The sequence below is a fragment of the Chitinimonas naiadis genome, assembly GCF_054780835.1.
Map to the genome: position 1 here is coordinate 1054709 of NZ_BAAGVO010000004.1, position 21138 is coordinate 1075846.

General features: G+C 61.3%; 22 protein-coding genes. 13 read left to right on the forward strand and 9 right to left on the reverse strand.

Going from position 1 to position 21138, the window contains the following annotated elements:
* The first annotated feature begins 57 nt into the window (after positions 1-57).
* Both ACYVHK_RS11070 and ACYVHK_RS11075 read left to right on the forward strand, forming a co-directional pair.
* Entirely contained in the window at positions 58-1017 is a 960-nt protein-coding gene (locus tag ACYVHK_RS11070) for an LLM class oxidoreductase (protein WP_460531347.1), read from the forward strand.
* Positions 1018-1162: 145 nt separating this feature from the next.
* Complete coding sequence (locus ACYVHK_RS11075) at positions 1163-1999, forward strand: universal stress protein (RefSeq protein ID WP_460531350.1); 837 nt, start codon at positions 1163-1165, stop codon at positions 1997-1999.
* 33 nt (positions 2000-2032) lie between these two features.
* On the opposite strand, the gene ACYVHK_RS11080 is transcribed toward ACYVHK_RS11075, so the two are convergent.
* Positions 2033-3256 carry an MFS transporter gene (locus ACYVHK_RS11080; RefSeq protein WP_460531352.1) on the reverse strand — a complete coding sequence of 408 codons (1224 nt, stop codon included), beginning with the start codon at positions 3254-3256 and terminating at the stop codon, positions 2033-2035.
* 46 nt (positions 3257-3302) lie between these two features.
* Positions 3303-3761: a MarR family winged helix-turn-helix transcriptional regulator gene (locus tag ACYVHK_RS11085; protein WP_460531356.1), complete on the reverse strand. Its 459-nt coding sequence runs from the start codon at positions 3759-3761 to the stop codon at positions 3303-3305.
* Here ACYVHK_RS11085 and ACYVHK_RS11090 point away from each other — a divergent pair.
* The 4 genes from ACYVHK_RS11090 (at position 3750) to ACYVHK_RS11105 (ending at position 7191) form a co-directional block, all read left to right on the forward strand.
* Entirely contained in the window at positions 3750-4514 is a 765-nt protein-coding gene (locus ACYVHK_RS11090) for a hypothetical protein (RefSeq protein WP_460531359.1), read from the forward strand. The two genes, ACYVHK_RS11085 and ACYVHK_RS11090, sit on opposite strands and share 12 nt — an antisense overlap.
* On the forward strand, positions 4511-5008 hold the full coding sequence (locus ACYVHK_RS11095; protein WP_460531362.1) for a hypothetical protein: 498 nt from the start codon (positions 4511-4513) through the stop codon (positions 5006-5008). The genes ACYVHK_RS11090 and ACYVHK_RS11095 overlap by 4 nt, the downstream gene beginning before the upstream one ends.
* Before the next feature lie 577 nt (positions 5009-5585).
* The gene (locus ACYVHK_RS11100; RefSeq protein ID WP_460531365.1) at positions 5586-5912 is read left to right on the forward strand and encodes an ArsR/SmtB family transcription factor; all 327 of its coding nucleotides are present in this window, start codon (positions 5586-5588) and stop codon (positions 5910-5912) included.
* 19 nt (positions 5913-5931) lie between these two features.
* Positions 5932-7191, forward strand: a complete 1260-nt coding sequence (locus ACYVHK_RS11105) for an acyl-CoA desaturase (RefSeq protein WP_460531368.1) — start codon at positions 5932-5934, stop codon at positions 7189-7191.
* A gap of 37 nt (positions 7192-7228) precedes the next feature.
* On the opposite strand, the gene ACYVHK_RS11110 is transcribed toward ACYVHK_RS11105, so the two are convergent.
* Positions 7229-7501: a DUF1398 domain-containing protein gene (locus tag ACYVHK_RS11110; protein WP_460531372.1), complete on the reverse strand. Its 273-nt coding sequence runs from the start codon at positions 7499-7501 to the stop codon at positions 7229-7231.
* Between the two features lie 296 nt (positions 7502-7797).
* Here ACYVHK_RS11110 and pstS point away from each other — a divergent pair, with 296 nt between their 5' ends.
* From pstS to ACYVHK_RS11130, 4 genes are all read left to right on the forward strand, one after another.
* Positions 7798-8838, forward strand: a complete 1041-nt coding sequence (gene pstS, locus ACYVHK_RS11115; RefSeq protein ID WP_460531375.1) for a type 2 periplasmic-binding domain-containing protein — start codon at positions 7798-7800, stop codon at positions 8836-8838.
* A 232-nt stretch (positions 8839-9070) separates the two neighbouring features.
* Entirely contained in the window at positions 9071-9361 is a 291-nt protein-coding gene (locus ACYVHK_RS11120; RefSeq protein ID WP_460531378.1) for a hypothetical protein, read from the forward strand.
* Between the two features lie 235 nt (positions 9362-9596).
* On the forward strand, positions 9597-10394 hold the full coding sequence (locus tag ACYVHK_RS11125) for a hypothetical protein (protein ID WP_460531381.1): 798 nt from the start codon (positions 9597-9599) through the stop codon (positions 10392-10394).
* A gap of 31 nt (positions 10395-10425) precedes the next feature.
* A complete protein-coding gene (locus ACYVHK_RS11130; RefSeq protein WP_460531384.1) occupies positions 10426-12633 on the forward strand; it encodes a hypothetical protein in 2208 nt (735 codons plus the stop codon).
* Here ACYVHK_RS11130 and ACYVHK_RS11135 read toward each other — a convergent pair.
* The 6 genes from ACYVHK_RS11135 to ACYVHK_RS11160 all read right to left on the reverse strand — a co-directional run bounded on the left by ACYVHK_RS11135 (position 12627) and on the right by ACYVHK_RS11160 (position 18770).
* Positions 12627-13649: a zinc-dependent alcohol dehydrogenase family protein gene (locus ACYVHK_RS11135; RefSeq protein WP_460531387.1), complete on the reverse strand. Its 1023-nt coding sequence runs from the start codon at positions 13647-13649 to the stop codon at positions 12627-12629. The two genes, ACYVHK_RS11130 and ACYVHK_RS11135, sit on opposite strands and share 7 nt — an antisense overlap.
* Before the next feature lie 23 nt (positions 13650-13672).
* Positions 13673-14116: an Hsp20/alpha crystallin family protein gene (locus ACYVHK_RS11140; protein WP_460531390.1), complete on the reverse strand. Its 444-nt coding sequence runs from the start codon at positions 14114-14116 to the stop codon at positions 13673-13675.
* A 165-nt stretch (positions 14117-14281) separates the two neighbouring features.
* A complete protein-coding gene (locus ACYVHK_RS11145; protein ID WP_460531393.1) occupies positions 14282-14923 on the reverse strand; it encodes a Clp protease ClpP in 642 nt (213 codons plus the stop codon).
* 58 nt (positions 14924-14981) lie between these two features.
* Positions 14982-15899 (reverse strand): ribose-phosphate pyrophosphokinase, encoded by a 918-nt coding sequence (locus tag ACYVHK_RS11150; protein ID WP_460531396.1) that lies wholly within the window; start codon positions 15897-15899, stop codon positions 14982-14984.
* A gap of 1 nt (position 15900) precedes the next feature.
* Positions 15901-17406: a thymidine phosphorylase family protein gene (locus tag ACYVHK_RS11155; RefSeq protein ID WP_460531399.1), complete on the reverse strand. Its 1506-nt coding sequence runs from the start codon at positions 17404-17406 to the stop codon at positions 15901-15903.
* The gene (locus tag ACYVHK_RS11160) at positions 17403-18770 is read right to left on the reverse strand and encodes an MBL fold metallo-hydrolase RNA specificity domain-containing protein (RefSeq protein ID WP_460531402.1); all 1368 of its coding nucleotides are present in this window, start codon (positions 18768-18770) and stop codon (positions 17403-17405) included. Before ACYVHK_RS11160 ends, ACYVHK_RS11155 begins: the two co-directional genes overlap by 4 nt.
* 199 nt (positions 18771-18969) lie before the next feature.
* On the opposite strand from ACYVHK_RS11160, the gene ACYVHK_RS11165 reads away from it, so the two are divergent.
* From ACYVHK_RS11165 to ACYVHK_RS11175, 3 genes are all read left to right on the forward strand, one after another.
* Entirely contained in the window at positions 18970-19581 is a 612-nt protein-coding gene (locus ACYVHK_RS11165; RefSeq protein WP_460531405.1) for an NAD(P)H-dependent oxidoreductase, read from the forward strand.
* A gap of 104 nt (positions 19582-19685) precedes the next feature.
* A complete protein-coding gene (locus tag ACYVHK_RS11170; protein ID WP_460531408.1) occupies positions 19686-20522 on the forward strand; it encodes a universal stress protein in 837 nt (278 codons plus the stop codon).
* A gap of 29 nt (positions 20523-20551) precedes the next feature.
* The gene (locus ACYVHK_RS11175; RefSeq protein WP_460531411.1) at positions 20552-21136 is read left to right on the forward strand and encodes a nitroreductase family protein; all 585 of its coding nucleotides are present in this window, start codon (positions 20552-20554) and stop codon (positions 21134-21136) included.
* Positions 21137-21138 lie beyond the last annotated feature (2 nt).

Here is a 21138-nt window from a genome sequence, read left to right on the forward strand (position 1 = left end):
CCGTTACCCCAGGGGCAAGGATTACCCCCTTGGGGTAGCGCCTCATCAAGGATGATCATGCAAACTACCTTGCAGAAACTGACACAGGGGGGCCTCAGCATCGGCATCGAGCTGCCGCTGGATAATGACTGGTCGCCCACGGGCCAACTGGCCCGCCTGGCCTCCCCACGCCTGCCGGGCGAGCCGGATCTGCAGCAGCATGCGTCTCTCGCGCGACTGGCTGACCAACTGGGTTTCCGTGCCTTGTGGGTACGCGATGTACCGGTCTACGACCCGCAGTTCGGCGACGCCGCACAGGTATTCGAAACCTTCAGTTACCTGGGCTACCTGGCCGGCATCACCGACCGGATATTGCTCGGCACCGCCGCCGTGGTGCTGCCGCTGCGCGAGCCGCTGCTCACGCTCAAGTCTGCCGCGACGGTTGACCAACTGAGCAACGGCCGCCTGCTGCTGGGCGTGGCCAGCGGCGACCGGCCGATCGAATATCCCCTGTTCGAGCGGGACTTTGCCAACCGGGGCGCGAACTTTCGTGAGCAGATTACCTTGTTGCGCGACGGTGGTGCCGCCAGACTGCCTGCGGGCGTGCAGATGCTGCCTCGACTGGAACGTCCGCTCCCCTTGCTGGTGGCCGGCCTGGCCCTGCAAAGCGCCCAATGGGTGGGCGAACACATGGACGGCTGGCTGGCCTACCCCGGCACGCCGGAAGATCACGTCCGCCGTAGCGCACTATGGCGCAGCGTGGCTGGTGACAAACCCTACATCAGCTTTATCCACCTCGACCTGCTGGCCGACCCGCATGCTCCGCCGCAGCGCCACCGCTTTGGCGCAGCCGTCGGGCGGTATGGTCTGATCGAAGAGCTGCATGCCATGCAGGCCGCGGGCGTGCAGCATGTCGGCCTGCATTTCCGCCGCAGCCAGCGGCCCGTTGCGGACGTCATGGCAGAGATTGCGCAGGAAGTCCTGCCTGTATTTCATCAGCTCAGCCAGGCACAGGTAGCCGAGGCCTGCCCAGCCTGAAAATCACGACCCGATACAGGCTGCGTGCCGCGCGGACAGGTACGTATTTTGCAAACGCGCAGGATGACGACTGATTGACGCCGATCAAGGCGCCAAGGATCGTCAAAGCCTACAAGCTGGTATTCCGTCCCGACAGGAGCGCACCATGAGCTATCGCAATATCCTGGTCCACGTCGATAGCGGTCAGCAGTCCGAAGCGCGTGTACGTTTCGCCCTGCAGATGGCCGATTCTTACAATGCCCATCTCACCGGCATCTTTGTCGCCACCGCGCCGGGTATCGCCCCGGTCGGGCCGGATGCGGCCGCGGCCGAGGTCTACTACGCCATCCACCAGGACCTGGAGCGCGATGCCGAGGCCGCGCGGGCACGATTCGAGCAGTACACCCGCGCCTACCGCGAGCGCAGCAGCTGGCAGCAACATATTGGGGTACCGGTCAACGGCTTGTGCCTGAGTGCCCGCTATCACGACCTGATCATCCTGGGCCAGACCGAGCCCGGCGTGCCGCTGGACGGGCTACCGGTGGACCTCGTCCCCAGTGTGGTGCTTGGCAGCGGCCGGCCTACCCTGGTCCTGCCGTATACCGGTGAAGTCGCCAACAACCGCAAGCATGTGCTGGTCGCCTGGAACGGCAGCCGCGAAGCCACCCGTGCGCTGACCGATGCCCTGCCGCTGCTGCGCCGCGCTGCCAAGGTATCGGTATTGACCGTCAGCCCGGACATCGGCCCCGACGGCCACGGCGAAGTCCCCGGCGCCGATATCGCCCTCTACCTGGCCCGGCACGATGTGAAGGTGCAGGTCGAGCAAGATGTTGCCTTCAGTCGCGACATTGGCGCGTCGCTATTGTCCTGGTCGGCCGACCATGGCGTGGACCTGATCGTGATGGGGCTCTACGGCCACTCCCGCCTGCGGGAATGGGTGATGGGTGGGGCGAGCCGGACCATGCTGTCGAGCATGACCGTACCGGTGCTGATGTCACACTGAACGACAGATGGGGCAGAACCTGCCCCATCGCGGTCAATCCGGCTGCGCGGCAAATTGCGGCTGGGACCTTACGGGGTAGTAGCGGAAGAATGCCGCCAGCGCGGCCACCCCCGCGCCAGCCGCCGCCGTGTAGGCCCAACCACCGTAGAGATGGTGATCGATCAGCAAGCCACCCAGCAGCGGCGCGATGATATTGCTCACGGCCATCAGTGATTGGTTAAGGCCCATCACCTCCCCTTGCCGATGCGACGGTGCCGTCGCAGAGAGCGCCGCCGCAAGCGTGGGACGCAGCAGCGAGGTAGCCAGCGCCGAGAGCACCAACACGGTACCCAGTAGCACGTAGCCACTCGATAGCCCCAAACCTGCGTAAGCCACCAGCAAGGCAAGAAAGCACGCCACGATCAGTGTGCCATCGCCCATGAGCCTGCTCGCCGCCTTGACCACCACCAGTTGCGTGAAGACGCTCACCGCGCCGGTCAGCGCAAAGAGTACACCCACCTCGGCAGGGCCGAAGGCATGTCCATCCCAAGTGAAACGCGCCCCAAGGAACAGCGCAAGGCCGGTCACAAACAGGCTAAACACCAGATAGAACATGGCCAGCAGCCCGAAGGCCGCCAGTGCAGGTCCGGTCCATAGGCTTTCCTGCTTGGCGCCCTGCGCCATTGCCGGCTTGGCCGGAGGGAGCTCATGGGTGAGCAGCACCAGGTTGGCAATGATGCTGAGCACCGCGGCGCCGGCCGCGATCCAGATGGGCGCGGTATGGGAGAGGTGGCTGGCAAAGGTGCTGAGCGTGGGCCCGATGATGAGGCCGATACCCACTCCCATGGAAACGATGCCGATAGCCTGCTTGCGCGTCGCCGGGGTGCTGCGGTCCACCGCGTAGGCCGAGGCGACCGAGAGGTTGCCGGCCGAGAGACCACTGAGCATACGGGCTACGAACACCATGGTGAGGTTCTGGGCCAGAGCCAGCAGGACCAGGCTGATGAACATGCCGATCTGGCTACCCAGCAGTACCCGTTTGCGACCATAGCGGTCGGACATCCTGCCGAGCACCGGGCCCGCCAGGAACTGGCACAGCGAGAAGGCGGCGAACAAGGCGCCGACCATGAAAGGGCTGGCGCCCAGGTGGATGGAATAGAACGGCAGCAGGGGTAGCACCACCGCCATGGCCAGTGCATCGATCGCCACGATGGCGAGCACGGGACTGAGCAGGCGCCAGCTGAGCTGATCGCTGCTTGAATAAGTAGACGTTGTCAAAACAGACCTCGAGGTTCAAATAGGTGTTGAGGCCGCCACGGCGGCCTCACAAATCGTTGCCCAGGTTGGCATTCACACGCAGCAGAAAGTCGACGAAGACCTCGACCTCCTCCGGACTGAAACCGGCCATGGCACGAGCGTTCCCCTCCCCGAGTGCGGCCTTGGCCTGCGGCAGGCGCTGCTTCGCCCGATCCGTCAGCTCCACCAGCTGCGCACGACCATGGTTGGGGTCGGGCCGGCGCTGGATCAGGCCGTCGCGCTGCAGTCGCCCCAGTGTCTGCGCCATGGAGGGCTGCTCTACATGCAGCAGCCGGGCAAGCTCCGCCTGGGTAGCGGCCTCGCCCTTACGGATCGCCGCCAACACCGGCAGGCTGGCCATGCCGATGCCCAGCGGCCGTAGTGCGATCTCCGCGTCTCGCGTCAGCGCCTGCGCGGCGCGTTTGATCAGGAAGGAGGGGATGCGCTTGATGTTGAGTCCGGGCAGATCTTCAACATGGCGGAGCACTGGCCTTCCGCCTTGCTGATGTGGGCCCTCGGCGCAGCCTGTGCGCTGGCCTTGCTCAAGGATTGGCCACACACGCTGCTGGTGGCCATCCTGGTCCCCACCTGGCTATGGGGCGAATGGGCCGAGAGTCTCGTCCGTACCTACTCATTCGATCACAGCGCAGCGCCCGTGATCGGCACCGTGCTGCTCGCACTGGCTTACCTTTCCGCCCAGATCAAGGATGGTGACCCCGCATGGCGGCGTACCTTGAGTTGGCTGGGTGCCATCGCCGTGATCCCGTCCTGCATCCTGCTTGGTTTTGCCAACATCACCTGGCGCCACGTCGATCAAACGGCGACGCCTTACAACGGGCAGTACCTGACCTGGATCATCGCGTTGGCCCTGCCCTGCCTGGTCGCCTTCTTCCTGCGGCGGCGAAGCGCGGTCTTGCTGATCCTGCCGCTGCTCTGGAGTCTCGTATTGGTCCAGTTCCAGTGGGACCACCGGGAAGACGAATTCATCCTCTACGGCCTCTACGCGCTCGGGTCGGTCGGGATCGCCACCTGGGGGGTGCGTGTACAACGTACCCTGATCGTGAACCTGGGCATCATCGCCTTTGCCTGCACGACAACCGGCTTCTACTTCTCCAGCATTCTGGATAAGTTGAACCGATCCGCCAGCTTGGTCGTAGGCGGGCTGTTGTTCCTGATCGGCGGCTGGCTGCTGGAAAAACTCCGGCGCCGCCTGATCGCCCGCATGGGAGCACAACCATGACCCGCCTCAAACAGGGCCTGTTGATCGCCCTGATACAGACCTTGCTGGTCGGCAGTGTCGGCGCCAAGTTCCTGATCGACCGCGAGACCTATCCACACGTCTGGATCAAGACCCTGCCCTATGATCCGGACCTGCCTATCCGTGGCCGGTATGTCCGGCTGTCGCTCACACTGGAACAAGATAATCAGTCGCAACCCGGTCACGACTACGACGACAAGCGCATCCGGCTCGGCATCCGCAACAACGCCCTCGTCGCCATTCCGGACGAAGCCGGCCACCAGCAGATCCGTGAAACCCGCTGCGGCACACAACGCTGCTGGATACTCGCCGAGCCCGTGGCCTACTTCATCCCGGAACATGCGGTTGACCCGTCGATCCGAGCCCCCAATGAAGAACTCTGGGTCGAGGCCACCATCCCGCCAAACGGGCCGCCGCGACCGATACGGCTGGGGGTGAAAGTGGATGGGAAATTGATGCCGTTGGATGTTCAGTGAGCCCAGGGGGTTTTGGCAAAGACATAGTGTTCTGTAAACACTTGCGACAACTCGGTCTGGCGGTGTGTCGTTGACAGGCTTACTTTCCTGACAGGTCCTTTTGTCTTGCGGTCCTATCCTGATATAGCTGCAACCGCACTTTCAACATACGGCAATAGAGTGTCGCAGCATTCGATATGCGTCCCTCATGCTCTTCAGTCCACCCGGCCATCAGCTTCTGACCCGTATCGTCCTCGATAAGGATTGCGGGATCGTAGTAGTTAGCGCCAAGCACCTCCAACCCGCTTTTGCAGGAAGTAAGCGCGCCCTGCCAATCCTTGACGTGATAGGCCCTATCTCCAGCGATACGGTGCGTTTCGACCTGGTTCTCGATCTGCCTTGGCGTCATTACAACGGGCGTAGTAGCCCAAGCACCTTCACCGCTCAACAACAGGCAAACAGCCAGGCACGTTGATAGTCCATTCATGCCGTTTCTGTGTATCCCACAGTATGTGCAGAGCGTAGCAGCACACATTCAGCATTGACAGCCTGCTTCACCTACGGCTATAAAATAATTAACAAATAAGTTAAATGTTAAATGGCTACTCATCTCGACAAAACCTTCGAAGCCCTCGCCTCCAGCCCGCGCCGGCAAATTCTCGCTTACTTGTCATCTGCGGAGCTGACCACCTCTGAGCTGGCCGAGCGCTTTGCGATGAGCACGCCCGCCGTTTCCCGGCACCTTTCTGTGCTAGAGAACGCCGGCTTGGTTACCAGTGAGCGGCGCGGCCAATTCGTCTATTACCGCCTGCAGCAAGATAGTCTGGTCAACAGCCTGACTGGCTTCATGTTCGAGCTTTGCCCCGTCGCGGCACCACTCAAACACGAGTCCCGCAATATCACCAAGCGTCGGAAAACAACCTGAAGTCGAGGATGCACCTACCATGAGCAGCCTGCCGGATAGCCTGAAAAGTCACCGTATAACCGCGACAGAGCTGGACAGCGTAATCAATGGCGTCGTCCGTTACTCCCCGCATAAGTCTTTATGGCTGTTGGGCATGACAGCTGGCGCGGTCATGGGTGGTGCTCTTACCTTCAGTTGGGTCGCCTTCGGCGTGTTTGTTCTGACAACCGGTGCCGTCCTACTATTGGGTCATTCGCTAGGAAGCCACCGCAAGCTGATTCATGACAGCTACCAATGCCCGAAATGGCTGGAATACACCTTGGTTTATTGTGGTGTGCAGGTGGGCCTTGCCGGCCCGCTCGGACTATTGAGGCAACATGATCTTCGCGACTACGCGCAGCGCCTGCCAGATTGTCATGACTACCTACGCCATGGCCGTACCTTCTGGCGTGACGGCTGGTGGCAACTTCATTGCGAACTACAACTCGACCATGAACCAAGCCTGCTTCTGGAGCCACGTATCGCCAACGACAGGTTCTATCAATTCCTTGAACACACCTGGATGCTGCAGCAACTGCCCCCAGCTTTGTTGCTATATGCGTTTGGCGGCTGGGGCTTTGTATTCTGGGGTGTTTGTGCACGAGTCACAGCAGGGGTGTGCGGTCATTGGCTGATCGGTTACTTCGCCCACAATCATGGTGGCATGCACTATGAAGTTCGAGGGGCTGCCGTACAGGGTCGTAATATCCGTTTCACTTCACTGCTGACCATGGGTGAATCCTGGCACAACAACCACCATGCCTATCCTGGCTCTGCCAAGTTAGGCCTGGTTGCGGGTGAGTGGGACCCCGGCTGGTGGATGCTGATGCTGCTTGAGCGCGCAGGCCTCGTGTGGGATATCAAGCTGCCAGACCAGCTAGCCATGCGGGCCGAATTAGTCGCATTGGATCAGGTTTGCAAAGGTCTACGGCCAGACAGCCTCTATCCACCGTTAACCCTGGCTGAACTTTGGGCTCAATACCGACAAAGCCCCGACCAGCCTGTTCTTGCAATCAGCGGACCAGCGGCCAACGTTTCTGCCCGGTTTCTGCAGCGTTTATTAGGCTCAGCCGCCCATTTCACCCAACTCAACAGCGCTCGTCGCCTACAGCTCAGGATTGCAAATCGTACGGTTCAGGGGTTACCTGCCATTTCTATCGCGCTGGCTCGACGCCATTTTCTGCTGCGTTGCCTACTCATATTGCTAGGGCCAATTACCTTGGGCATTGAACGCTTACGATACGAGCTTCAGCTGGCTTAGCAATGCCGCCTTTAAGCGTGGCGGTTTGGTACAGCGTTTAATCCGGAAACCGTTCCATATGTACCTCACCCTTACGGCCGTAATAACTGACATGCCGGCCTGCTAGCCACACGGTATACCCCACGCAACCTGCCGCCTGCGACAGACGCATGAATTCCGGGTACATCACCCTCCCCTGCTGGGCGCCAACAATGGCTGCCTTGATGCCGTCGGAGGAAAGGTCCTGTGCGATGGCGACTTCGGGGGCCGCTATGTCCAGTGTGCAAGTGTCGCCATCCGGCAGGCAGTAGCTGATGCGATATCGTGACAAGCATTAAATCGACGATGGCTTCAGAAGTAGTCGCGAGAGGGCAAGCTGGTCTCAGCCCCGCAACCTGGACGGCCATCTACATTCAAGCACCCCATCCCTACGGCGACACCCACCTGTGGGTAGCCACAATTGCCATTTGATCGTTTTTATTCACAAAAATGCCATTTATTTGTCATCAAACCGCCAAATGGCCTCGCCGCGCCACCTTGACTATGAGACTATCCACGCCCCAAAAATCGTCTCAAACCTGCCTGCTCATCAAGCAGAGAAGGTCTGTTGTATCAAGGAATTAGGCAATGCGTCGTTCGGTTATCATCGCCACCCTCTGTGGCTTGCTGGCACCGTTTAGCTGGGGTGTCGAAATCAGTGGTGCAGGCTCTTCTGCTGCTGCCCCGCTCTACTCCGTCTGGGCCAATGCTTACCAGCGCGCAGCCAGCGGCACTGTTCGCTACGATGCCATTGGGTCCTCCAAGGGACTGCAGGCCATCAAGGATCGCAAGGTTGATTTCGGCGCCTCAGATGTGCCCCCCTCGGCGGCCGATCTGGCCAAGTCCGGCCTGGTTGTCTTCCCGACCGCCATCACCGGCGTGGTGCCGGTCGTGAACTTGCCGGGTGTCAAGGCCGGCCAGCTCAAGCTGGACGGCGACTTGCTGGCCAAGATTTTCATGGGTCAGATTACCCGCTGGAACGATGCCGCCATCGTGGCCAGGAACGAAGGCATTGCCCTGCCGGCCAAGACCATCCAGGTGATCGGTCGTTCGGACGGTTCGGGCTCGACGTATAACTTCTCCAATTACCTGTCGAGCGTATCGAAGGAATGGAAGGGTTCGCTGGGCACCGGCTTCACCCTGAAATGGGCTGACGCCACCACGCAGGTCAAGGGCAGCGATGCCGTCGTCGCTGCGCTCAAGAGCCGCGACTATTCCATTGCCTATGTGGATTTCGCCTATGTCCTTGAAAACGACCTGACCGACGTAAAGCTCGCCAATGCGGCAGGCAAATTCATCAAGGCCGACAAGCAGGCTTTCACCGAAGCATTGATGAACAGCGCCTGGCCCAGCCGTGGCGACTTTGAAGACACGCTGGTCAACAAACCCGGCGCCGGTAGCTGGCCGATTACCATGGGTACCTTTGTCATGATGCCTTCGGTGGCGGAAGATGCCCAGAAGGCAACGGTTGCCGCCAACTTCTTCGTCTGGGGCTTCCTCAAGGGCGACCGCCTGGCCAATTCGCTAGCCTTTGTCCGGCTGCCAGACAGCGTCCAGGGTAAGGCCTCGACCGCGATTGCCGCCATCCGCGACAAGTCGGGCAAGGTCCTGCCGCTGTCCTACTACTAAGACTGCCGCAGGCTGAGCTACAACAGCCTGCCGTTCTGCCTGACAGGCCCACGCCGTCACCTCGCCCCTGTGCAAGGTAACGGCGTGGGCCTTGTCTTTTGTGCTGAAGTCGCGCGAGGCCAGAATCGACCTATCGTCACAAGCTTGATCTGGATCAAGGTTTGGGACACCGCCCTCCTGTCAGCGTGGTGTAAGATTGTGCCTTGCATCTCATTGCCAACAAGGAGTTGCGATGTCCGCCGCATTCTTTCCCACGCAAACACTGCCGTCCGAGACCTGCCAACTGACGCAGCGGGAGGAAGTCCTCGTGCTGTTTCTGGAGGGAGCGGGCTTCGAGCGGGACGCGCGCTGCGAAATCGTTGCCGCCGTACGCGAGAGTCGTTACCTGGCAGCGGTAGGCCGCAAGCTGGGGCGCGATCTTCCCTTGTCCGACGAGCGCGCTGCCCTGCAGTATTTCTCTCGCGGCCTGTCGTCCGAACAGGCTGCCGGCCTGCTCTCCCAGGCCAGGCTGGCCTTGGCCTGATCACTGCGGCGGAACGCCCCGACCTCACGTTGGCGCAGGCAGCTTCTACATCCGCATACCACCCGCCTTACCTTCAAAGCCTATCCCCGACAGATCAACCAGAGGCATACTGCCCCCGCAGCCCCTGGCGGACCGGTTTGTCTACTATGCCAACCGGCACAATCGGACCGCACACGATCGTGCATCCATCGATTTCAGGCCGAGCAACTTCCACGTCGGTTCGTCCACGTAACGCATGACTATTGTCCTACGCACCCTCATCCTGCTACTGACCGTCGTCCCTGCCTGCGCCGACACCTGGCTCTGGGCCTGGGACAGGCCCGAAGACCTGCGCTGGCTGCCGCCGGGGCATGGCGTGGCCTACTTTGCTGCACAGTTCGATGCTCAGGGCAGCACCTTCAAGGTTACCGGCCGGAACGCCGTGCTGCGCGTACCACCCGGCACGCCCCTGCTACCGGTACTGCATATCGAGGCGTTCGACCGACGCTACCCGCCAATGCTGGGCGATGAGGCCGTTACGCTTTGGGCCGATACCCTGGCCGCCAGCATCCAGCGCCTGGGCACGCCCACCGCACCGCTGACCCAGGTCCAGATCGATTTTGAAGCCCGCAGCGGGCAGCGGGATTTCTACCGTTCCGTCTTGACGGCCCTGCGTGCCAAACTGCCGGCCGGCATACATCTCTCCATCACCGCGCTGGCCTCTTGGTGCGGGGACCCAGCCTGGCTTGCCAGCCTGCCGGTGGATGAGGTGGTGCCCATGTATTTCCGCATGGGGCCGGCAGAGCGCAGCCTGTGGCGGCAACGCATGTTGCAGCCCACGTTGCTGCCCGCCGTCTGCCGCAGCGCGGCCGGGCTGTCGATCGATGAATGGCACGGCATGGCAGCCGGGCTGGGTGAGCGCCCGCTCGATGCCTTCAAGACACGCCGGCTTTACCTGTTTGCACCCAAGCCCTGGCGCGCCAGCATGCTGGAAGGCCTGCCGGGCTGGCAGGACCTGCATGGAAGCCTTGTCACCGATGGCAACGCCCCCTGAAAACAACATCACGAATCCTGAGGAAAACATCATGTTCTTGGAGCACCGCGCCAGCACCGGGATGCTGCCCATCGCCCTCCTGCTGGCCACATTGTTCAGCCAGGCACCGGCTCAGGCATCGGGCGGCGGCGACGGTTATGACCGCCGCGTCGGCACCTCTCATGTGCAGCCGGAGCCGGACGCCATGCCGGGCTTTCTGAAGGGGCAGCTGGGCGTACTCTGGCCCAGCTATGACCGCAGCTACCTGATGCTGGCCTACCGCCAGGCGAAGGGCTTGAAGCCCGCCTCCGATGCCAACCTCGCCGCCCTGCTACAGCCACGCAACCCTTCGGGGGTGGATAGTGCGCCAGCGAGCACCGTCGAATATGGCACTCAGGCCTGGATCACCGCCCGCAAGCAGTTTGGCCTGGCCAACCCGACCCAGCCGCCCTCACCCGGCTGGCTGGAGCGATCGGGCTATGCCTATATCGACAACTGCCAGCCAGGCGCCTTCGAACTGGCCGCCAAAACCCTGGCGCAGCGCCAGCAGGCGCACGGCAAGGAGGGTGACTGGGTCAGGCTCTGGGTCAGCAGCCAGGACAGCGTCTTCTCGGCCTGCGACAAGAACCAGCCCTTGATCCCCATGCCGCCCCTGCCGGCCAAGGCCCCCAAGTGGCTGGAGCAGGACCGTGCCTATCAGCTTGCTGCCATGCTGTTCTACCAGGATAAGCTGGAAGAAGCCGGCCAGGCCTTCGAGGCCATTGCCAAGGACAAGACATCGGCCTGGCATGAATGGGCAGGCTATCTGATCGTACGTAGCTGGTGGCGGCAGAATGTACGCGAGCCGGCTGACTACAAGAACCTGGTCGCGGATGCGGCCGAGTGGCCCAAGCATGCGATGGCGGTCCGTCTCAAGGCCGTGGCGGCAGACGCCAAGGATGAAGACGTGAAGGAGGCCGCACGCGGGCTGTACGACGCGCTTACGACCCGCTTCGATCCCAAAGGGGTCTATCTGGGACTTTGGCAACAGATGGATGCGAAAGAGCCGGTGGCGGACATCGACAGCTGGGTCGCCAGTACCCGTTGGATGTGGGCGATACTCGACGGCGCCATCTACCGGGACGACTGGCTGTATGCCACCCGCAGCGTCGGCAGCGAATATGCGTCCGAAGCCGAAACCGAACAACTACCGCAGCGCATGCTGACCAACTGGCAGCAAAGCCGCAGCCCGGTCTGGCTGGCCAGCGCCTTGATGACAGCGGTGCCGAAAAGCGCCGACGGCAAGAACGGTGGCTATACCCCGGCCCAGCTCGACGAGCTGATCAAGGCTAGCCGCGAATACAAACCGGACCACCCGCTGTATCTGCACTTTGCCTGGCAACGTACCCGGCTGGCCCTGTGCCGCCAGGATTACCCTGCCGCACGTAGCGAGCTGGCTGCCGTCGCGCCTCAGCGCAAGACGGCATCGCTCGGCACCCGGCAGGCATTCGACCAACTGGAGATGCTGGCCGCACCATCGCTGAAACAGGTGGGCCAGCATCTGGTACGCACGGCGCTGGGTCGTGACTATATGGGTGATGCCTACGCGAGCTTCTCTCCGGAGAAACCGGAAGACTTCATCGACGACGAAACCCTCACCTGGTTGACCCAGCGGCTCGATGGCCAGGAACTGCTGGAGCTGGCGCAGGATAGCAAGCTCCCGGTATCGGCCCAGCGGCTGCTCGCTACGCAGGCGCTGCTGTGGGCGAGCTTCCTGCCCGACCCGGTGCTGGAGCAGGCTGCCATCAAGGTCTGGGCACCACTAGCACTGACCAGTGAAGCCGTCGCCAAGGCCACTTCGCCGGAGGCAGCACGGTTCGAGATCGCTCGCCTGATGCTGCTCAAGCAGATCGCGGTCATCAATACCAGCGACGACTACTACACCCGGACCAGCTTTACCGGTCCGGTACGGAAGGAGACCTGGTCCGGCATGCATTGGGGCGGGACACCGGCCTTCCATAATGCAGAGCAGCAGGCCAAGCAACAAGCGGCCCTGCTCACCCTGAGCAAGGTCAACAGTACCACCTGGATGGGCCAGCAGATCCTGCCCTGGATGCGCAAGCAGCCCAAGTTTGCCGAGGGACCGGCGATCCTGGAAAAGCTGGTTTATGCCTCGCGCTACGGTATGCGCGATACGCCAACCTCCAAGCAGGCCTTCCAGCTCTTGCACAAGCAATATCCCAACAGCGAAGAAGCGCAACGCACGCGGTATTTCTATTGAGGCTCACGGGGAGGCGGTACTGACGTGGTGTTCCCGCACAGCAAGACCGCCCCCCCACTCAAGCGGCCATGGCGCAAATCCTCCAGCGCGACATTGGCATCCCTCAGCGGGTAGGTAACGGTATGAACCTGTACCGGCACCTTGGGCGCAAGTTCCAGAAATTCCAGCCCGTCTGCACGTGTCAGGTTAGCGACGGATAGCAGCCGTCGCTCCCCCCACAGCAGTGAATAGGGAAAGCCGGGAATATCGCTCATATGTATGCCGGCGCAGACGACACTGCCACCTTTGCGCACCTGAGCCAAGGCGGCAGGTACAAGGCTGCCGACGGGTGCGAATATCAACACCGCGTCGAGCTCAACCGGCGCACGCTCGTCGCTCGATCCCGCCCAACTGGCGCCGATTTGCAGGGCGAACTGCTGTGCAGCGGTGTCATCCGGGCGCGTAAAGGCATAGACCTCGCGCCCCTGATAGCGGGCAAGCTGGGTCACGATATGCGCCGCAGCACCAAAACCGAAAATGCCCAGGCGACTGGCGTTGCCAGCCTGCTTGAGTGCTCGATAACCGATGAGTCCGGCACAAAGCAGTGGGGCCGCCTCCGCATCGCTGTATTGATCAGGCAAATGGAACACATAACGGGCATCTGCCAAGACATACTCTGCGTAGCCCCCGGGCAAACTGCAGCCGTGGAACAAGGCGTTGTCGCAAAGGTTTTCCCGACCGGCCCGGCAATGCGGACAAGCGCCACAGCTGAAGCCCAACCAGGGAACACCGACTCGCTCACCTGGTTGGAAACCTGATACAGCCCCCCCAAGGGCTGTCACCGTGCCAACCACCTCATGCCCGGGCGTCACAGGGTGGCGGCACTGCGGTAGCTCGCCATCCACCACATGCAGATCGGTACGGCACACGCCGCAAGCATGCACCCTGATCAGCAACTGGCCCATGCCGGGTACCGGAATGGGCAGGCTAGTCGCTTGAAGTGGCTCACCCGCCGCCAGGGATTGCATGGCCAGCATGCTGGCAGCCTCCGCCAGCGCGCTCAGGAGACGGTGATCCGCTTGGTACTGACCTGGGTCACCTTGGGCAACCGTAGCTCCAGCACGCCATCCTTGTACTGGGCCAGGGCCTTGCTCTGGTCGACATCGGTATCCAGACGGAAGCTGCGAAACACCTTACCTTGATAACGCTCGGTATAGACGACGGCCTCGCCCTTCTTTTCTTCGTTTTGTTTGTTGACCTCGGCCGAGATGCTCACCAGCTTGCCGTCCACGTCGATATGGATGTCTTCCTTTTTCACGCCGGGGATATCGGCGCGAATGATGTAGTTACTCTCGTCCTGCGATACATCGAGCTTCATGTCTAGCGCACCCTCGTTGCGCAGGAAATCGTTGCGGAACAGCTCGTTGGATGCCGGGTGCCAGAAATTCTGCAGCAACCGGTTCATACGATTGGTGATGGGATCAGTCACGGTAAGATGGGACATCATGCACCTCCAGCAAGGATGAATTACGCTACCCGGTGAGACTACCGGGCGACTTGGCGCCGAGGTTAGTTCACGCGGCGTCAAGTTAAAAATACCCCTGAGGCGGGCCATCCCCTTTGATGATTATCAAAGCGAGCTCACGCGATGCATCGCTTGCTTATCGCTTCATGGGTTCGTATCTGCCTTGGCAGAACGACGCTTACCGACGGGCGTCGGATGGCTCGGCGCGCGTTGCGCCTTGTCAAGGCGGCGCCGTATTTCGTCAGAGTCCATCCATAGATCACTGCCCTTGAGCACCTTGCCGATCTCGGCCAACGAGAGAAAGGGCGTGCACAGTCGGCTCATGACTTTCTCGAACCAGTTGCTGAACGCAATGACCTGCGCCTGCTGCTCATTGCCTTTGCCGACAAAACTGCCGGAATAGATATGGAACATCAACTGGCAGTTGTCATGTACCACCAACTCATCTCCCGCCAGGAAGATAAAGGCAGCCATCGAGTAGGCGCGCGCTTCCAGCACCGTGATCACATGCGCTGCCGAGGCCATCATATTGTTGATGATCTGCAAACCTGTATCGAAATCCCCACCATTGGAATTGAGGTGCAGGAAGATCACATCGGTCTCGCTCGCTGTGCGCAAGGTATAGAACAGCTCAGTGTAGAACTGGGGCTCCTTCAGTTCGCCACAAAGGTAGTAGGACACCTGCCGTATGGGCAACTGTCGTTCGTAATGGATCAGTCCCTGGAACGGCGCGCCGTTATCAGACTCCTGCTCTGCGGACTGGATGACATCAACGGTCTTGACCATATAAAACTCCTTGGCGGCTGACTCTGGCGGGCAAGCCGGACGATCCATCGGAACCTGCTTATTGCCCCTGCAAGTGCGCAACCGGCCAGAGCGCATCCGCCAGCAGAGGCGTGACATCGATCGCGTTGGTCGGGTGGCTGATGGTATTGCAACTCACGATCCTCGCGGCTCCTGCTGCCTGCAGATCGGCCAGTGCATCCCCGGTCAGAATCGGGTGGACAGCAATGCAGATGGGGGGTGGCAGGCCGGTTTGGCGCAGGCGCACTACCGCTGCAATCATGGTCCTCGCCGTGGAGAGGATGTCGTCAAGTAGGACCGGAGTATGGTCGCGCCAGGCATCGATGTTCGGTACCGATACTTCGACTTCGCGGTCACCATGCCGGATCTTGTCGAGCACGATATACGGTGCATCCAGCCGGTCTGCGACCGCTGCCGTCCATTGCTCGCTTTCGCTGTCGGGCCCGACAAGCAAGGGACGCTCGATCTTGGCCTTGATCCAGTCGGCAATCGCCGGCGCGGCGGTTACTTTGTAGGTAGGTATGTTGTAGATCTCGCCGAGGTCCGCATATCGATGCAGATGTGGGTCCACGGTCATCATGAAATCGAATTGCTGCGACAGCACGCGACCAAAGGTGCGCGAGCTGATAGCCTGCCCCGGCTCAAAGCGGACGTCTTGCCGCATATAGGCCAGATAGGGGGCGACCAGGCCAACCTGCCAGGCACCCAGCTCGCGGGCCGCATCGGCCGCAAACAAGAGCGGAGCGAGCTTGGCATCGGGGCGATCCAGACTGCAGACCAGTACCACGCTACGGCCGTCGAGATCGGTCGGAACGGTGACCAGCGTCTCCCCATCTGGAAACCGATGCAACTTGACCGGCTGCACCAGTGCACCCCACCGCATCGCCAGCGCAGCCCCAGTCACCTCATTGCCGGGAAAGGTCAGCAACACGATTTGCTTGTTCAGCTGGGTAACCATCTCACACCTCCAGTGCCATGACATGACGGTGCTCGTTAGCATAGGCGAGTGCATATTGCAGCTCACCGGGCGCCTCGGCGTGGATGGTAAAAAGCGGTTGGCCCGCTTCGACCACATCCCCCAGGCGGACGTGCAAGTCCAGCCCGGCTGCCTTGGATTGCGGCGCACCGGCCAGCTTCGCAATCCGCGCGAGCATCCGGTTATCGATTGTCACGATGCGGCCGTGATGCCCGGCCAGTATCGGCTCGGTCAATGGTGCGGCCGGAACATGCCGTAAGCCCCCTTGTGCCTCACAGATCAGTTCGAACTGATGCCAGGCCTTGCGGCTATCGAGTAGCGCGGTCGCTTGCGCCAGACCCTGCCCTTCCACGGCTACGCCACCCATCTCCAGCACCCTGCCCGCCAGTACCAGCGCACGCTGGCGAAGGTCAGAGGGTGCCAAGGGGTCTAGTGTCAGCACCTGCAATACATCGCGCGCTTCGAGGGCGGGGCCAACGCCGCGGCCAACGGGTTGCGTGCCATCCGTGGTTTCGATGCGCACGTCGATATCCAGCCGCTGTCCAGCCGCCACCAACCGGGTGGCGAGCCGCGCCGCAGTCTGCACATCGCGCACCTTGGCCGACGGGCCGATCGGGAGATCGATCAGGACACGATTGGAGCCCGCGGCCAGCTTCTTGGAGAGAATGGAAGCGACCAATTGACCATCGCTGTCCAGATCCAGGGGACGCTCAATACGGATCAGCATGTCGTCTGCCGGGCTCAACTGCATGGCGCCCCCCCAGACAACGCAGCCACCTGTTCGGTCCACCACACGGCGGATGGCGGCCAGATCGAGATTCACGGGTGCCAGCACTTCCATGGTATCGGCCGTACCCGCAGGTGAAGTGATCGCCCTGGACGAGGTCTTCGGCATCAAGAGGCCGCCGGCGGTCACGATGGCGACGACGATCGGTGTGGTGCGGTTACCCGGCAGCCCGCCGACACAGTGTTTGTCCACGACCGGATAGCGGTGCCATTGCAAGCGCTCGCCGGCCGCCACCATGGCGCGCGTCATCGCCACGGTCTCGTCCAGATCCAGTCGCTCGCCGGCGCAAGCCGCAACAAAGGCAGCAAGGTGCAGGTCGGACAAACGACCCTGCGCGATATCGCCGACGATGGCGGAGAGTTGCTCAGCCGTCAGTCTTTCACCATAGATTTTGGCGCGCAGGAAGCTTTCGGACTGCAGTACCGGCACATGGGAGAACTGCAGCAGGTCATTGGCCCGCAAGCCCAGTTCTCGCTGCGCCGCCACGCTGACCGACGCCTGGTCGATATCGAGCAAACCACTGCGTACGGTATTGAGCGTGGCAATCAGGCTACGCCCGTTGGCGCTCACGACCAGCCGGGTCTGGGCTGCAAAACCTTCCGAGCGACAGACATGGCAACCGGGGTTCATGTAGACCATATGCTCACTGGCCGCATCGATACCCAGTGGTTTGAATCGCAACAAGGACTGAGGGCTGATCATGCGTCAAGGTCGATGGACTGCAGATAGTCGGGCACACAAACGTTCCAGCCGAGTTCGTCGGCAATACGTCGGCGCAGGGTATCGGCCGCATTCGGCTCACCGTGGGTGATGAAGGTCTGCCTCGGGGGTGAACGGAATCCGCGCAACCAGTTCACGATCTCGCTGCCATCGGCATGGGCAGAGAAGTTGGGCAGGCTTTCCACGCTGGCGCGGATGGGAACTTCTTCACCAAAGATGCGGATGTGCGACGCGCCACCCAGGATGGCGGCTCCTCGCGTGCCCCCGGCCTGAAAACCCGAGAACACGATGGTATTGCGCGGGTCCGGCGCAAAAGCCTTGAGGTGATGCAACACCCGTCCACCCGTTGCCATGCCGCTGGCGGCCAGGATAATCATGGGGCCGTGCCGCTTGTTGAGGGCGATCGAATCCTCTGCGCTATGCACCATCGCAGCCCCCCGACACATCGCCTCGCACTGCGCCTGGTTCAGTCGGTGCTCACCTTGATGGCGCAGAAAAATCTCGGTTGCATCGATCGCCATCGGGCTATTGAGAAACACCGGCACCTTGGGAATCTCGCCCGAGGCCTGCAACTGGTGTATCAGGTACAGCAGGCTTTGCGCGCGTCCGACGGCAAACGTCGGGATCAGTACCACGCCGCTCTGCGCCACGGTGCGGCGGATAATCTGCCCCAACTTGACGCGCGGGTCTTCCTGCTCGTGCAACCGATCACCGTAGGTGGATTCAACCAGTAACCAATCAGCCTGGCTGATGGCGACCGGCGCCTTCATTACCTTGTCGTGCGGGCGTCCCAGATCACCGGAAAACACAATGCGCCGGCCCTTGATATTGAGCTCGACTATCGCCGCGCCAAGGATATGCCCTGCAGGCCAAAGCCGTATGGTGACGTCCTGCCCCAGGCGGATCTCCTGATCGAAGGGACAATCCTTGAACTGTTCTAGGCAGGCCAGCGCATCTGCCTCGGAGTACAGCGGCATGGCGGGAGAATGCTTGGAAGAGTGCTTGCGGTTGGCGTACTCGGCCTCCTCCTCCTGCAGGCGACCACTGTCCGGCAACAGGACTTCGCATAATTCCCGTGTGGCCGCCGTGCAATACACAGGGCCCCGATAACCATCTCGTACCAGCAGCGGAAGATAGCCACTATGGTCCAGATGGGCGTGCGTGAGAACGACTGCATCAATGGTGGCCGGGTCTACGGGTAGCGGTGACCAATTACGTAGCCGCAGCAATTTGTAACCCTGGAACAGGCCACAATCGATCAGCAGCCGCATACCTTCGGCTTCCAGCAAATACTTGGAGCCCGTCACCGTGCCGGTGCCCCCGAGAAATTGCAGTCGTATGCTCATTGCAGCCCCTTGATACGCCACCTTTTGACGGGACCAGTATCGGCCCCGCGCGAGCGCGCAGCCTTGACCTGCATCAAGAGACGAACGGTGGGATCGTCGCTCTACTCCCTTGATCTACATCAACGCCACCGAGCCAGAGAAGCCTAGTGTTGGCGATATGGGCAAGCCCGCCCGAACGATGACGATGGAGGATAGAGACATGCAGAACCCCATGCTGGAAGTGCTGAACTATCGGGATTCCTGTCAGCTGTTCCTGTCCAACCAGACCCTGCCACCACCACAACTGGAACAGATACTGGAAGCCGGTCGGCTGTCGCCCTCAGCCATGGGCATCGAACCCTGGCATTTCATTGTTGTCACCGACGACGACACCAAGACCGCACTCCAGCATGCCTGTGGGGGGCAACCCCAACTCACCAGTTGCAGTACCGTAGTCGTGATACTTGCTCGTACCGTTGACCTGAGACCAGGCAGCTATTACTGCAAGGAGATGCTGCAACGTGGGTTTGACGGTGCCGCACTGCTGGAGAACCTGGAGCGGCGCTATGCGCATATGGTGGAAGGTCGCGACATTGCGGCCTGGAGCACAGCCCAATGTCACGTCGCCGCAGCCAATATGATGCTGGCTGCCGCAGCGGCAGAGATAGATAGCTGCCCGATCTGGGACTTCAATGCGCCTGCCGTCGAGCACGCCCTGGAAGTCGATACCGCCCGCTTCTGTATCGCCCTGCCGATCGCCTTCGGTTACCGCGCCGTGATCCCTGCCCCCAAGCGTCGCCGCCCGCTTGAGGAGATGGTCAGTTACCGCTGACTCAACCCACGCCAACCTGCAACCAGCTTGATTAACATCAAGCCACAAGTAACTGAATCAACATGAAAATATCGTACCCAGCACCCATAACAGAGGAGTAGATCATGAGCTACCGCAACATTCTGGTCCATGTAGACAGCAGCCTGCGCAGCACGGCACGGGTTCGCTTCGCCCTGCAACTGGCCGAGGCCTACGATGCCCACCTGACCGGCCTGTTTGTGGCGCCCTCTCCCAATATTGCGCTGGTCGGCCCCTACCCCGCCGCAGCCGAAGTGTTCTATTCGATCAACGAGGAAATCGAGCGCGATGCAGAGAGCGCCCGCGCCAAGTTCGAGCAGATCACCCACACCTATCGGGAACGCAGCGAGTGGCAGCAGATCATCAGTCGACCCGTCGAGGCCATCAATCTTTGCGCCCGCTACCATGACCTGGTGATTCTGGGCCAAACCGATCCAGGTAACCCGGTGGATGGTCTGCCGGCCAACCTGCCGGAGTCAGTCGGGTTGGCCTCTGGCCGGCCAGTTCTCATGTTCCCCTATACGGGCGACTTCCAGGCCGTAGGCAAGCATGTGGTCGTTGCCTGGAACGGTAGCCGGGAAGCCACACGTGCGCTGACCGATGCCATTCCCCTGCTGCGACGTGCTGAGAAGGTCACGGTACTGACCATCAGCCCGGAGATCGGCCCCAAGGAACACGGTGAGCAACCGGGCGCCGATATCGCACTCTTCCTGGCACGGCATGACATCAAGGTCAATGTGGTGCGGGAGACGGCTTTCAGCCGTGATATCGGCGAGGTACTGCTGTCCTGGAGCGCCGACAAGGGCGTGGATCTGATCGTGATGGGCCTATACGGCCACTCCCGCCTACGTGAGCTGGCCATGGGTGGCGCAAGCCGCACCATGCTCGCCAGCATGACCCTGCCTGTACTGATGTCTCATTAAGCCCCAGCCGGCCAACCCCTGGAGTGACCGTGATACCCAGCCCGGACATGCTCAACACCCTGGATGCGATCCGGTCACGCCGCTCGGTGCGCGCCTATAACAAGACACCACCCGATCAGAGCACCCTGCAGTGGCTGATGGATGCCGCCGTCCTGGCACCAACGGCCCTCCATGGCGAGCCCTGGTCCTTCCTGATCATCCAATCGCCGGCATTGTTGAAGCGGCTCTCCACGATCTCAAAACAACAGGTGATCGCGGAGACACCAACCTCCGGTCCAGAACGCCGGCATCTGCTGGAACTGTTCGGCCAGCCGGACTTCAATATCTTCTACAATGCGCCGACCTTGATCGTCATCTGCAGCGTTCGGCAGGGGCCGTTTGTCGAAGCCGACTGCTGGCTCGCGGCTGAAAACCTGATGCTGGCCGCCGCTGCGATCGGCCTGGGAAGTTGTGTCATCGGATCAGCCGTTGCCGGCCTCAACAGCCCGGTCATGAAGGCCGAACTCGGCATACCCGCTGATCACACTGCCGTTGCGCCCATCATCGTCGGTACCCCTTTGAGTCAATCTGAACCCATGCCGCGCAAAGCGCCCCATATCCTGGGTTGGCTATGAGG

What these genes read in the sequence shown, in the direction of transcription:
- ACYVHK_RS11120 (WP_460531378.1), top strand. Translation starts at nt 9,071, where the DNA reads ATGTCCGCCGCATTCTTTCCCACGCAAACACTGCCGTCCGAGACCTGC.
- ACYVHK_RS11150 (WP_460531396.1), bottom strand. Translation starts at nt 15,899, where the DNA reads ATGGTTACCCAGCTGAACAAGCAAATCGTGTTGCTGACCTTTCCCGGC.
- ACYVHK_RS11090 (WP_460531359.1), top strand. Translation starts at nt 3,750, where the DNA reads ATGGCGGAGCACTGGCCTTCCGCCTTGCTGATGTGGGCCCTCGGCGCA.
- ACYVHK_RS11145 (WP_460531393.1), bottom strand. Translation starts at nt 14,923, where the DNA reads ATGGTCAAGACCGTTGATGTCATCCAGTCCGCAGAGCAGGAGTCTGAT.
- ACYVHK_RS11160 (WP_460531402.1), bottom strand. Translation starts at nt 18,770, where the DNA reads ATGAGCATACGACTGCAATTTCTCGGGGGCACCGGCACGGTGACGGGC.
- pstS (WP_460531375.1), top strand. Translation starts at nt 7,798, where the DNA reads ATGCGTCGTTCGGTTATCATCGCCACCCTCTGTGGCTTGCTGGCACCG.
- ACYVHK_RS11170 (WP_460531408.1), top strand. Translation starts at nt 19,686, where the DNA reads ATGAGCTACCGCAACATTCTGGTCCATGTAGACAGCAGCCTGCGCAGC.
- ACYVHK_RS11095 (WP_460531362.1), top strand. Translation starts at nt 4,511, where the DNA reads ATGACCCGCCTCAAACAGGGCCTGTTGATCGCCCTGATACAGACCTTG.
- ACYVHK_RS11155 (WP_460531399.1), bottom strand. Translation starts at nt 17,406, where the DNA reads ATGATCAGCCCTCAGTCCTTGTTGCGATTCAAACCACTGGGTATCGAT.
- ACYVHK_RS11130 (WP_460531384.1), top strand. Translation starts at nt 10,426, where the DNA reads ATGTTCTTGGAGCACCGCGCCAGCACCGGGATGCTGCCCATCGCCCTC.
- ACYVHK_RS11105 (WP_460531368.1), top strand. Translation starts at nt 5,932, where the DNA reads ATGAGCAGCCTGCCGGATAGCCTGAAAAGTCACCGTATAACCGCGACA.
- ACYVHK_RS11100 (WP_460531365.1), top strand. Translation starts at nt 5,586, where the DNA reads ATGGCTACTCATCTCGACAAAACCTTCGAAGCCCTCGCCTCCAGCCCG.
- ACYVHK_RS11075 (WP_460531350.1), top strand. Translation starts at nt 1,163, where the DNA reads ATGAGCTATCGCAATATCCTGGTCCACGTCGATAGCGGTCAGCAGTCC.
- ACYVHK_RS11140 (WP_460531390.1), bottom strand. Translation starts at nt 14,116, where the DNA reads ATGTCCCATCTTACCGTGACTGATCCCATCACCAATCGTATGAACCGG.
- ACYVHK_RS11135 (WP_460531387.1), bottom strand. Translation starts at nt 13,649, where the DNA reads ATGCTGGCCATGCAATCCCTGGCGGCGGGTGAGCCACTTCAAGCGACT.
- ACYVHK_RS11165 (WP_460531405.1), top strand. Translation starts at nt 18,970, where the DNA reads ATGCAGAACCCCATGCTGGAAGTGCTGAACTATCGGGATTCCTGTCAG.
- ACYVHK_RS11125 (WP_460531381.1), top strand. Translation starts at nt 9,597, where the DNA reads ATGACTATTGTCCTACGCACCCTCATCCTGCTACTGACCGTCGTCCCT.
- ACYVHK_RS11070 (WP_460531347.1), top strand. Translation starts at nt 58, where the DNA reads ATGCAAACTACCTTGCAGAAACTGACACAGGGGGGCCTCAGCATCGGC.